This is a genomic window from Streptomyces sp. PA03-6a (assembly GCF_033792765.1).
In the GTDB taxonomy this organism is placed as follows: Bacteria; Actinomycetota; Actinomycetes; order Streptomycetales; family Streptomycetaceae; genus Actinacidiphila.
Genome location: NZ_JARAVK010000273.1, coordinates 1 through 11,593, shown reverse-complemented (window position 1 = coordinate 11,593; position 11,593 = coordinate 1). Strand labels below are relative to the sequence as shown.

Genomic DNA, 11,593 nt, shown 5'->3' with positions numbered 1-11,593 from the left:
GCCGATGGTACTGCAGGGGGGACCCTGTGGGAGAGTAGGACGCCGCCGAACAATTATTAGCCTCAGCCCCTGAGTTTCGACTCGGGGGCTGAGGCTTTTTTGTGTTGTCCCCCGATACGCAGAGCCGCCAGGAGGCAGGCAAGGAGCAGTCGCCCCCTCCTGCCTCCAGAAGCCTTCGTCTTCGGTCCTACAGTCGGCCGGCGGCCTTGAGGCCGAGGTAGGCGTCCGCCAGCGCCGGGGCGATGTCGGAGGGCGGGGCGTCGACGACGGTGATGTTGTGCCGGGAAAGGCGCTGGGCGACGCGGCGGCGCTCAGCTCGTGCCTGTTCGGCGGCCGCGGCCGCGTACACGGCGTCGAAGCTGTGACGGCCCTGCGCCATCTCTTCGATGCGGGGGTCCGCCACCGAGGCGATGAGGACCTCGTGGCGGTGGGTGAGCTGGGGGAGGACGGGCAGCAGGCCCTCTTCCATCGGCGCGGCGTCGAGCCCGGTGAGGAAGACGACGAGCGAGCGCTGTGTGGCCCGTTGGAGGACCGTGGCGACCAGACCGCGGGCGTCGGACTCGACGAGTTCTGCCTCGAGCGGTGCCATGGCGTTGACCAGGGCGGGGAGCATGTCGCGGGCGGCACGGCCCTGGACGGAGGCGCGTACGCGGCGGTCGTAGGCCAGCAGGTCGACGCGGTCGCCGGCGCGGCCCGCGAGGACGGCGAGCAGCAGGGCGGCGTCCATGGCGGCGTCGAGTCGTGGGGCGTCGCCGACGCGGCCGGCGGCCGTGCGGCCGGTGTCGAGGACGATGAGGATGTGGCGGTCGCGTTCGGGGCGCCAGGTGCGGACGGCGACGGTGGCCCGGCGTGCGGTGGCCCGCCAGTCGATGGAACGGGTGTCATCGCCTGGGATGTACTCGCGGAGCGAGTCGAACTCGGTGCCCTGGCCCCGGATGAGCACGGACGTGCGTCCGTCGAGCTCTCGGAGGCGGGCCAGGCGCGACGGCAGGTGTTTTCGGCTGTGGAAGGGCGGGAGGACCCGGACCGTCCAGGGGACGCGGTGGGAACCCTGCCGGGCGGCCAGGCCGAGGGGTCCGTAGGAGCGGACGGTGACGCGTTCGGCGTGCCGGTCGCCGCGGCGGGTGGGGTGCAGGGTGGTGGTGACGCGGCGGCGTTCGGCTGACGGGATGGTCAACCGGTGACGCGACGCGGCCACCTCCGTCCCCCGGTACCAGCTGCTGGGCGGCCAGGCGTCGCGGAGGTGGGCGCGCAGCGGGCGCCGGCCGGGGTTGGTCACGGTGAGCACGACTTCCGCCGTTTCACCGAGTCGAACTGATGTCTCACCGGATCGGGTGAAATGGAGCTTTCGTACTGGCGCGGCGAGCACGAGGTCGCACAGAATTCCGAACAGAAGGATGCCTTCGACGAGCAGGATGCCGTTCCAGCCGGGGAGCAGCAGACCGACGGCGAAGGCGCCGAGGGCGGCCAGCAGGGCGGTACGTCCGGTGAGTGCCATGGTCGGTCGTCGCCCGTCTCAGCGCGGTACGGGGACGCGGGCGAGGACCGAGGTGATGACCGAGTCGGGTGTGGTGCCTTCCATCTCGGCTTCGGGCCGCAGTTGGATGCGGTGCCGGAGCGTGGGGAGGGCGAGGGCCTTGACGTCGTCGGGGATGACGTAGTCGCGGCCGGTTAGCCAGGCCCAGGCGCGGGCGGTGGCGAGCAGGGCGGTGGCTCCCCGGGGGGAGACACCGAGCGTCAGAGAGGGGGATTCACGGGTGGCTCGGCAGATATCGACGATGTAGGCCGTGATGTCGGCGGAGACCGACGTCTTGGCAACGGCGGCCCGGGCGGCGTCGAGGTCGGCGGGGCCGGCGACCGGCCGCAGACCGGCGGAGTCCAGGTCCCGGGGGTTGAAGCCGTCGGCGTGGCGGGTGAGCACGTCGATCTCGGTCTCGCGGGACGGCAGCGGGAGGATCAGCTTCAGGAGGAAGCGGTCCAGCTGGGCCTCGGGGAGCGGGTAGGTGCCCTCGTACTCGACGGGGTTCTGCGTCGCCGCGACGAGGAACGGCTCGGGTAGCGGCCGGGGGATGCCGTCGACGGACACCTGGCGCTCCTCCATGGCCTCCAAGAGGGATGCCTGGGTCTTGGGCGGGGTGCGGTTGATCTCGTCGGCGAGCAGCAGGTTGGTGAAGACAGGGCCTGCCTGGAAGGAGAACTCGGCTGTGCGGGCGTCGTAGACGAGGGAGCCGGTGATGTCGCCGGGCATCAGGTCAGGGGTGAACTGGACCCGCTTGGTCTCCAGTCGGAGGGAGGCGGCCAGGGCGCGCACGAGGAGGGTCTTGGCGACTCCGGGCACGCCTTCCAGGAGGACGTGACCCCGGCAGAGCAGGGCCACGACCAGGCCGGTGACGGCCGGGTCCTGGCCGACGACGGCCTTGGCGATTTCGGTGCGGAGGGCCTCCAGGGAGGCACGGGCGCTGTCGGCGGTCGGGGCGGCGCTCACGGGGTTGCTTTCCTCTCGTTGAGAAGGACGCGGCGTTCCAGTGCGTCGAGGTCGTCGGCGAGACGCAGCAGGGCCGCGTCATCGGGGGGAGGTGGACCGTGGAGCAGGCTGTGCGGGTCGACGGCGGGGTCGTCGAGCCGGGCGGCCACGGCGGTGGCCAGGGCGGCCGGGTCGTGGGCCTGGGACGGAGGGATGCCGACCAGTGGGGCCAGCCGGTCGCGTGCGGCGGTGCGCAGCACCTCTGCGGCCCGGCCACGGGCCCGGCCGTGGCGGTAGAGGCGGGCACGTCCCTCGGTGGCCTCCGCGGCGCGGACGGTGGCGGGCAGCCGCTCGGCGACGACGGGGCCGAGACGGCGGGCGCGCCACAGGGCCGCGAAGGCGGCGGCGATGAACAACTGCAGGACGGCCCAGTTCCAGCCGTCGGGGATCAGGTCGAGGAAGCTTTGCTGTCCGCCGCCGAAGGCGGAGGCGTCGGCGAGTGAGGGGAGGTACCAGACGAGCTTCGGGTGCGCGCCGAGGATCTGCATGGCGAGCGAGGCATTGCCCTGCTCGGCGATGTTCTCGTTCTGCAGGAGGGTGTGGGTGCCGAGGACGACGGTGTCGCCGCCGCTGGCCGCGGGCAGCCGCAGCAGGGTGAAGTCGCCCGGGGCGTTGGGGTAGCACTGGTCGGCGTCCCGCGAGGACGTCGTATACCCGCTGCCGCCCATTTCGGCGGAGCCGGCAGTGCGGGCGGCGGCCAGGTCGCACCCGGGCTCGAGGACGTGGACGGGGACGGGCCCCGTGGAGCGGACGCCCGAGGCGAGCCGTCCGATGGAGGGCTCGCTGGGGGAGAGGAGGACGATACGGCCGCCCGCCCGCTCCATCGCGTCATGCACCGCGTCCTGCTGACGCTTCGTCAACAGGTCGGGCACGGTGACGAGGACGGTGGTGTCGGGTCCGGCGGCGGCCACGGCCTCGTCCGTGGTGGTGACGACCGTGGTGGTCACACCTTGGTCGTGGAGGAGTTGAGCGACGGCCCGGCTGCCGGACGGGTCGGGAGAACGGGGGTCGAGTGCGTCATGGTTCTCACCGGAACGCACGGCGGCGTACAGGACGCCGAAGACGATCAGGACGAGGAACGCCACGAGCAGGGTGCGCGAGCGCGTCCACAGCTGGCCCGCGGTCGGGGAGGCCGACGTGGTGGCCGGCGTGGCTGCCTGGGCCGGGGACAGGGTGTCGGTCACGGGCGGGAACCTCCGGCGGCCGCGCCGCTGTCGGCCAACCGGGGCTTGGTGCCTTGCACTTCGGCATCGAGTTCGCGCAGGGCCGCGTAGGCGACAGGGGTGCCCGGGCGGTCCCCGTAGGTCACGTCGTCGAAGGTGCGGGCGGCGTCCGCGAGGCGCGCGGCGTGGTCGGGGAGGGGACGGCCTGCCTCGGCGGCGGCCTCGTCCGCGGTCCGGCCGGGGCGCGGGTCGAGCAGGGCACGTTCCTCCAGGGAGCGCACGATCGCGCGCATCCGTTCCTGGACGGCCTCGCTCCACCGGCCGTGGTGCGCGTGTTCCTCGGCGGCGGCCCGGTGCTCGGCGGCGGTCCGGGGAGCGTCAGCGAACAGCCCGGTGCCGGTGGTGGGTTGCGCGCGCAGCCTGCCGAGCCGCAGCCGCAGGGCGACGACCAGCAGCACGACCAGGACGATGATCGCCACCACGCCGACGGTGCCTCCGGGGGTGACCCCGGAGGCGGCGTCCATCAGGTGGGAGACCTTCTCCCAGAGCCAGTTCAGGGCGCGTTCGAACAGGCTCGGGTCGTCGCGGTGGTAGATGCCCTTGGACAGCTCGTCCTCGGCGGCCTCTCGGGCGGGGCCGCGGGGAATGGTGACCGGTACGTCCTCCCCCGACACCGGCATCAGCCCCCGGTGGCTGAGCTGTTGCCGGGTGCGCCGCTCCCGCCGAGGGCGTCGGCGTAGCCGGGGACGCCCGCGGCACGGGCCAGTTCGATGTCGAGGGCCTCGCGACGGATCCGCTGATCCATGTAGAGCAGGGCGGTAACGCCGGCGTTGATGGGGAAGGTGATGGTGGATCCGATGACGGCCCCGATCCCGATGACGATCAGGTACGTCCAGCCGAGGTTCGCCTGGTCGCCCGATGCGAAGGACGACAAGCTGTCGCTTCCGGTGAAGATGCCCGCCAGCACGAAGGGAATCTGGATGATCGACGAGACGATGTAGACGAGGATCATGGTGAGCAACTGGATGCCCAGAATGCGCCACCACGACCCGCGGACCAGCTTGGCCGACCGGGCCATGGACTTCAGGACGCCCTGCTTCTCCAGCATGAGGGCGGGTGAGGAGAGGCTGAAGCGGATCATCAGCCAGACGATCACGCCGAGGGCGACCGCGCCGCCGAGGAGCGCCAGGCCGACACCGGCGGCCGTTGCGCCGCCGGCCGCGACGAGGATTCCTGGGACGATGCCGACGGCCATGATCCCGGCGCCGATCAGGGTGAGCAGCAGCGTCAGCCCGAACAGGCGCGGCAGCTGGCGGCGGGCATCGGACCACGCCTCGGCCAGGGTCACCTCGCGGCCGAGGACGGCCCGGCTGACGACCATGGTGAGCATCGCCGTGGCGATCACCGTTCCGAGGAGGGTGATGACCAGGGCGAGCCCCCCGGCGGCCAGCGTGCCGCCGACGGCGTTCATGACGTCGCTGAACGAGGGGTCGGTACGGCCTTCCAGGGAGTTGAGCGTCTCGCTGTCGTCGAGCATGAACCCCTGGAGCAGCAGCATGGCGCCCTGGGTCAGCAGCGAGACCGCGAAGGAGATGGTGAGCACGGTGCGCCAGTGCGCGCGCATCGTGGAGACCGCGCCGTCGAGGATCTCGCCGACTCCCAGCGGACGCAGCGGGATGACACCGGGCTTGGGGGACGGCGGGGCACCCCAGTGCGGCTGCTGCCAGCCGGCCGGCGCGGGGCTGCCCCACACCGGGCCGCTGGGCGGAGGCGGGGCGCCCCAGCCGCCTGCGGTCTTCCACTGGCCCGCGGGCGGCTGCTGCTCGGACCAGTTCTGCGGCGCAGCGTCCTGCGGCGCACCGGGGCCGTCGGTGCGGCCCGGTTCGCCGGAGGGGGAGGATCCGGGCGAGGCCCAGCCCGGAGAGTCGTTCATCGTCGCTCCTTCGCTACTGCGCTACCTACTCGTCCAACGGCGGGACGGTGGCCATCGTGCCATGGGCGAAGCGGGCTTGTACCTGCGGATGCGGAGTGCCGCAACCGTTCAAAACGTGCTGCCGTTCACGGCAGACTGAGCAGATGGGTGATCAGTACGTGGTAACTCTGGCCAATGATTCCAAGGGCAACCCTGACGAGCCCCTCCCGGCGCTGCGCTGGGAGGAGCCGCCGGAAGGCCCCGTCGTCGTCCTCCTCGACCAGACCCGGCTGCCCGCCGAGGAAGTGGAGCTGGTCTGCACCGACGTCCCCGCCCTGGTCGAGGCCATCCGCGGCCTCGCCGTGCGCGGCGCCCCACTGCTCGGCATAGCCGGCGCGTACGGCATCGCCCTCGCCGCCGTCCGCGGCTACGACGTGGACGAGGCCGCCGAATCCCTCGCCCACGCCCGGCCCACCGCCGTCAACCTGGCCTACGGCGTCCGGCGGGCCCTGGCCGCCTACCGGACCGCCCTCACCGGCACCGCCGGGGGCGACCCCGAACGCGCCGCCGCGGCGGCCCTGGCCGAGGCCCGCAGCCTGCACGCCGAGGACAAGGAGGCCAGCGCCGCCATGGCCCGCCACGGCCTCCAGCTGCTCGCCGAGCTCCTCCCCGGCGGCGGCTACCAGATCCTCACCCACTGCAACACCGGCGCCCTCGTCTCCGGCGGCGAGGGCACCGCCTTCGCCGTCGCACTCGCCGCCCACCGCCAGGGCCAGCTCCGCCGCCTGTGGGTCGACGAGACCCGCCCCCTGCTCCAGGGCGCCCGCCTCACCGCCTACGAGGCCGCCCGCTCCGGCATGGCGTACACCCTGCTCACCGACAACGCCGCAGGCTCACTCTTCGCCGCCGGCAACGTCCACGCCGTCCTCATCGGCGCCGACCGCATCGCCGCGGACGGCTCCGTCGCCAACAAGGTCGGCAGCTACCCACTCGCCGTACTCGCCCGGTACCACAACGTGCCCTTCATCGTCGTCGCCCCCACCACCACCGTCGACCAGGGCACCGCCGACGGCCCGTCCATCGAGATCGAGCAGCGCCCAGGGCACGAAGTGACCGAATCGGCCGGAAACCCGGTGGCACCCCTCGGCACCCAGGCGTACAACCCTGCGTTCGACATCACACCCGCAGGCCTGATAACGGCAATAGTCACCGAAAACGGCGTGGTTTCGCCGGTCACACCCGATGCCCTGGCAGCTTTGTGCCCGTCTCGTGCTCCAGGTCACGATCAGGTAATGGGATGATGGTCGCTATGAAGGGACGCGTCCTGGTCGTCGACGACGACACCGCACTGGCAGAGATGCTTGGCATCGTGCTGCGCGGAGAAGGTTTTGAGCCGTCGTTCGTGGCCGACGGTGACAAGGCCCTCGCCGCATTCCGTGAGACCAAGCCTGATCTGGTCCTCCTCGACCTCATGCTCCCCGGACGGGACGGCATCGACGTATGCCGCCAGATCCGGGCCGAGTCCGGGGTCCCCATCGTCATGCTCACCGCGAAGAGCGACACGGTCGACGTCGTCGTGGGCCTGGAGTCCGGGGCCGACGACTACGTCATCAAGCCGTTCAAGCCCAAGGAGCTCGTCGCCCGCGTGCGGGCCCGGCTGCGCAGGGCCGAAGAGCCCACGCCGGAGCAGCTCACCATCGGTGACCTGGTCATCGACGTGGCCGGCCACTCGGTCAAGCGGGACGGCCAGCCCATCGCGCTGACCCCCCTCGAGTTCGACCTGCTGGTCGCGCTCGCCCGCAAGCCCTGGCAGGTCTTCACCCGCGAAGTGCTGCTCGAACAGGTCTGGGGCTACCGGCACGCCGCCGACACCCGCCTGGTCAACGTGCACGTCCAGCGGCTGCGCTCCAAGGTCGAGCGGGACCCCGAGCGCCCCGAGATCGTGGTGACCGTCCGCGGCGTCGGCTACAAGGCCGGACCGGGCTGACGTGGCCACCGCGTACGAGCGTGAGCGGATGGAGAGCCGGCACGCGGACCCCCTGACGGGTCTGCTGCCGGTGCTCCGCTCGTTCGTGCGCTGGGCCCGGCGGCCCCTCCAGCCCGCCGCCCGGCTCTGGCGCCGCAACATCCAGCTGCGCGTGGTCGCCACCACCCTGCTGATGTCCCTCGGCGTCGTCCTGCTCCTCGGCGTCGTCGTCATCGGGCAGGTCAAGAACGGACTGCTCGACGCCAAGCGGCAGACCGCCCAGAGCCAGGCCGTCGGCGGCTTCGCCGTCGCCAAGGAGACGGCCCGCAGCGCCCCCGACACCGGCGGCGCCGGAACCGACAGCCAGCACAGCCCCGACACCGCGACCTGGCTCAACGACCTCGTCGACGGACTCGCCAGCAGCGGCCAGGGCGTCTACTCCGTCGTCGCCCTCAGCTCGGACACCTACAGCGCCAAGGCGGACAGCCCCGGCACCCACGCACCCCGCGGCTCCGGCGGCGTCTGGCCCGAGGAGAGCGTGCCCGCGGACCTGCGTCAGGCCCTCGACGAGCGGTCCGACGTCTTCGAGCGCTACATCTCGATGAAGAGCGACAGCGAGCCCGACGGCGAGCCCGCCCTCATCGTCGGCCAGCGCCTCAGCGACCCCAACGGCAACCCCTTCCAGCTGTACTACCTCTTCCCCTTCGACCAGGAGGAGAAGACCCTCGGCCTGGTCAAGGGCACCCTGGCCACCGCAGGGATCTTCGTCGTCGTACTGCTCGGCGCCATCGCCTGGCTCGTCGTCCGGCAGGTCGTGACGCCCGTCCGCATGGCCGCCCGGATCTCCGAACGGCTCGCCGCCGGACACCTCCAGGAACGCATGAAGGTCACCGGCGAGGACGACATCGCCCGCCTGGGAGAGTCCTTCAACAAGATGGCGCAGACCCTCCAGGTCAAGATCCAGCAGTTGGAAGACCTGTCCCGGATGCAGCGCCGCTTCGTCTCGGACGTCTCCCACGAGCTGCGCACCCCCCTGACCACCGTCCGCATGGCCGCCGACGTCATCCACGAGGCCCGCGAGGACTTCGACCCCGCCACCGCCCGCTCCGCCGAGCTGCTGCAGAACCAGCTCGACCGCTTCGAGTCGATGCTCTCCGACCTCCTGGAGATAAGCCGCTTCGACGCGGGCGCCGCCGCCCTGGAGGCCGAACCCGTCGACCTGCGCGACGTCGTGCGGCGCGTCGTGGACGGCGCCGAACCGCTCGCCGAGCGCAAGGGCAGCCGCATCGTCGTCCACGGGGACGAGCAGCCCGTCACCGTCGAGGCCGACGCCCGCCGCGTCGAACGCGTCCTGCGCAACCTCGTCGTCAACGCCGTCGAACACGGCGAGGGCCAGGACGTCCACGTCCGCATGGCCTCCGCCGGAGGCGCCGTCGCCGTCGCCGTGCGCGACTACGGCGTCGGCCTCAAGCCCGGCGAGGCCACCCGCGTCTTCAACCGCTTCTGGCGCGCCGACCCCGCACGCGCCCGCACCACCGGCGGCACCGGCCTCGGCCTGTCCATCGCCCTGGAGGACGCCCGCCTGCACGGCGGCTGGCTCCAGGCCTGGGGCGAGCCCGGCGGCGGCTCCCAGTTCCGGCTGACCCTGCCCCGTACCGGCGCCGACAGCCTGCGCGGATCACCGATCGCCCTCGAACCCGAGGACTCCCGCCGCAACCGCGACCTCGCCTCCGCGCTCTCCCACCGCGGCATGCCCGCAGGTGCCACCGCGCTGGACGCCGCCGCGTCCCCGGCCTCCGCACACCACGGCTTCCCGGCGCCGCGCTTCGCCGCGCCCGCCATCCCCTCGATGCCGCTCAGCCCACCGCGACCCCCGGCCGCAGACCCCGCGGCCCTGCCCGGCAACGGCGCACGGGTCGTCGGGCACCGCGCGGGCAGCGGGACGGTCACCCACCCCACGACAGCGGACCAGGCGCGGGAGGACGAGGACTGATGCGTGCGAAGGGGGGCGGCCTTCCGAGGCCGGCCGCTGCGGGCGTGCTCCTGTGCGCACTGGTGCTGCTCACGGGCTGCGCGTCCATGCCCAGCAGCGGCGAGGTGCACAAGGTCGGCGGCGGCGAGAAGCACGCCGACACCGACGCCCAGGTCCGGGTCTTCGGCGTCAAACCGCAAGGCGGCGAGAACCCCCGCGACATCGTCAACGGCTTCCTCGAAGCCACCACGAGCGACGAGGCCGACTACGCCACCGCCAAGCTCTACATGACCAAGGACCAGGCCAAGCGCTGGAAACCCGAGTCCGGGATCACCATCCTCGCCGGCGGACCCTCCCAGGTGCAGGAACCCGGCGCGCCGATAGCCGACGGCAAGGACGGCGGCAGCACCCAGATCACCCTCACCGGCGACAGGGTCGCCACCGTCGACGGACGGCACGCCTACCGCGCCGAGGACGGCTCCTTCAGCACCGGCATACGCCTGACCAAGGAGAAGGGCGAATGGCGCATCGCCGGCGTCGGTGACGGCCTGGTGCTCAGCGAGGCCGACTTCCAGCGCTTCTACCGCTCCGTCGACACGTTCTACTTCGCCTCCCCCGGGCCGGGCCCCGAAGAGGCCGCCGCCGGCCGGAACGCCCTCGTCGCCGACCCGATCTACCTGCGCAAGCGCATCAACGCGCTCAGCACCACCGTCAACGCCCTGCTCGCCGGACCCACCGACTGGCTGGAACCGGTCGTCGTCTCGGCGTTCCCCACGGGCATCCGGGCCACCAAGGTCGAGATCGACGACTCCCAGCGCGTGACGGTGACGCTCAACCGGTCCCCCGGCGGCGACGGTGCCCGGTGCGAGCGGATGGCCGCCCAGCTGATCGAGACCGTCCAGGGCATGTCCTCCACACCCGTGCCCTCGGTCGAACTCCAGGGCCCGGCGGGCCGCAGCCTGTGCTCGCTCCGGCGCGACGACGCCGGAGCGTACGCACCGGGCAAGCTCGTGGGGGAGAGCCGGGAGCAGTACTTCATCGACGCGGACCACCACCTCGTCAGCCTCAGCGGCGCGGACACCCAGCCCACCGCGGTGGCGGGCCCCCTCGGCACCGGCCCGTTCAAGATGGGCTCCGCCGCCGTGCGGCGCGACGAGCAGTACGCCGCCGCCCTCAGCGAGGACGGTGCGAGCCTCTACGTGACCGGGCTGAGCGCCGACGCCCAGCTCGGCCCCGTCGTCCTGCGCAGCCAGGCCACCGACCCGAAGAACCGCCTCACCACGCCCAGCTGGGACGGCTACGGCGACCTCTGGATCGCCGACCGCAACCCGAAGCAGCCGCAACTGCTGATGCTGCGCGACGGCGCCGGCACTCCTGTGCCCGTCGCCGTGCCGGAACTCGGCGACGGGCGCATCGAATCACTACGGGTCGCGGCCGACGGCGTGCGCATCGCCCTGCTGGTCCATGACGGCGACCACACCACACTGCGGCTCGGGCGGATCGAGCGCACCGGGACCGCCGACGACCCGCGGATCACGGTGGCGGAGCTGCGCAGCGTCGCGCCGCAGCTCGAGGACGTCAAGGCGGCGTCCTGGGCCGGGGTCAGCCGGGTGGTCGTCGTGGGACGCGAGGCCGGGGGAGTGCCGCAGATCCAGTACGTGGACGCGGACGGCTCGGGCGCGTCCACGCCGAGCCTGCCGGGCATCAGCGGCGTGACGTCGGTCGCGGCCTCGGAGCGCCAGGACAAGCCGCTGCTGGCGGAGCTCGATGGCGGGGTCTTCCGGCTGCAGCCCGACTCCAACTGGAAGGAAGTCGCGCCCAAGGCCAGCTCGCCCGTCTACCCGGGCTGACCGGCCGGGGCGCCCTCCCCGGGCGCCCCCTTCGGGCGTCTGCGTCGAGCGGCGATCGCGCGGTGATCATGCGGCGGCGGAAGTTATCCACAGGCTGGGGACGGGCCTGGTGATCATCGCCCTTTCCCGGGATCGTTGAGTCATGCGGGGAGCACGGTCAGCACGGGGGCGGCGCGGTCGCCGCTCGACGCAGACGCCCGAAGGGG

General features: G+C 72.4%; 9 protein-coding genes. 4 read left to right on the top strand and 5 right to left on the bottom strand.

The genetic code is table 11. The features are described from left to right. Positions 1-187: 187 nt before the first annotated feature. The 5 genes from PV350_RS39170 to PV350_RS39150 are packed head-to-tail and all read right to left on the bottom strand — an operon-like array spanning position 188 to position 5,620. On the bottom strand, positions 188-1,498 hold the full coding sequence (locus tag PV350_RS39170) for a DUF58 domain-containing protein (RefSeq protein WP_500338210.1): 1,311 nt from the start codon (positions 1,496-1,498) through the stop codon (positions 188-190). A gap of 18 nt (positions 1,499-1,516) precedes the next feature. After that, positions 1,517-2,485, bottom strand: coding sequence for an AAA family ATPase (locus tag PV350_RS39165; RefSeq protein ID WP_500338209.1), 969 nt, complete (start codon positions 2,483-2,485; stop codon positions 1,517-1,519). Then, the gene (locus PV350_RS39160) at positions 2,482-3,708 is read right to left on the bottom strand and encodes a DUF4350 domain-containing protein (RefSeq protein ID WP_500338208.1); all 1,227 of its coding nucleotides are present in this window, start codon (positions 3,706-3,708) and stop codon (positions 2,482-2,484) included. The genes PV350_RS39165 and PV350_RS39160 overlap by 4 nt, the downstream gene beginning before the upstream one ends. Further along, on the bottom strand, positions 3,705-4,367 hold the full coding sequence (locus tag PV350_RS39155; RefSeq protein WP_499512151.1) for a DUF4129 domain-containing protein: 663 nt from the start codon (positions 4,365-4,367) through the stop codon (positions 3,705-3,707). The genes PV350_RS39160 and PV350_RS39155 overlap by 4 nt, the downstream gene beginning before the upstream one ends. After that, positions 4,367-5,620 (bottom strand): DUF7847 domain-containing protein, encoded by a 1,254-nt coding sequence (locus PV350_RS39150; RefSeq protein WP_500338205.1) that lies wholly within the window; start codon positions 5,618-5,620, stop codon positions 4,367-4,369. The genes PV350_RS39155 and PV350_RS39150 overlap by 1 nt, the downstream gene beginning before the upstream one ends. Positions 5,621-5,763: 143 nt before the next feature. On the opposite strand from PV350_RS39150, the gene mtnA reads away from it, so the two are divergent. Genes mtnA through PV350_RS39130 form a run of 4 tightly spaced genes read left to right on the top strand, consistent with a single transcriptional unit; the run spans position 5,764 to position 11,387 of the window. Continuing rightward, a complete protein-coding gene (gene mtnA / locus PV350_RS39145; RefSeq protein ID WP_500338204.1) occupies positions 5,764-6,900 on the top strand; it encodes an S-methyl-5-thioribose-1-phosphate isomerase in 1,137 nt (378 codons plus the stop codon). Then, a complete protein-coding gene (gene mtrA, locus PV350_RS39140) occupies positions 6,897-7,586 on the top strand; it encodes a two-component system response regulator MtrA (RefSeq protein WP_078620260.1) in 690 nt (229 codons plus the stop codon). Before mtnA ends, mtrA begins: the two co-directional genes overlap by 4 nt. Before the next feature lie 28 nt (positions 7,587-7,614). Continuing rightward, complete coding sequence (mtrB, locus tag PV350_RS39135; protein WP_499516848.1) at positions 7,615-9,558, top strand: MtrAB system histidine kinase MtrB; 1,944 nt, start codon at positions 7,615-7,617, stop codon at positions 9,556-9,558. Beyond that, positions 9,558-11,387: an LpqB family beta-propeller domain-containing protein gene (locus PV350_RS39130; protein ID WP_500338203.1), complete on the top strand. Its 1,830-nt coding sequence runs from the start codon at positions 9,558-9,560 to the stop codon at positions 11,385-11,387. Before mtrB ends, PV350_RS39130 begins: the two co-directional genes overlap by 1 nt. Positions 11,388-11,593 lie beyond the last annotated feature (206 nt).

Excerpts from the sequence above, each read along its gene's own strand:
- mtnA (WP_500338204.1), top strand. The coding sequence starts at position 5,764 with ATGGGTGATCAGTACGTGGTAACTCTGGCCAATGATTCCAAGGGCAAC.
- PV350_RS39150 (WP_500338205.1), bottom strand. The coding sequence starts at position 5,620 with ATGAACGACTCTCCGGGCTGGGCCTCGCCCGGATCCTCCCCCTCCGGC.
- PV350_RS39130 (WP_500338203.1), top strand. The coding sequence starts at position 9,558 with ATGCGTGCGAAGGGGGGCGGCCTTCCGAGGCCGGCCGCTGCGGGCGTG.
- mtrA (WP_078620260.1), top strand. The coding sequence starts at position 6,897 with ATGATGGTCGCTATGAAGGGACGCGTCCTGGTCGTCGACGACGACACC.
- mtrB (WP_499516848.1), top strand. The coding sequence starts at position 7,615 with ATGGAGAGCCGGCACGCGGACCCCCTGACGGGTCTGCTGCCGGTGCTC.
- PV350_RS39170 (WP_500338210.1), bottom strand. The coding sequence starts at position 1,498 with ATGGCACTCACCGGACGTACCGCCCTGCTGGCCGCCCTCGGCGCCTTC.
- PV350_RS39155 (WP_499512151.1), bottom strand. The coding sequence starts at position 4,367 with ATGCCGGTGTCGGGGGAGGACGTACCGGTCACCATTCCCCGCGGCCCC.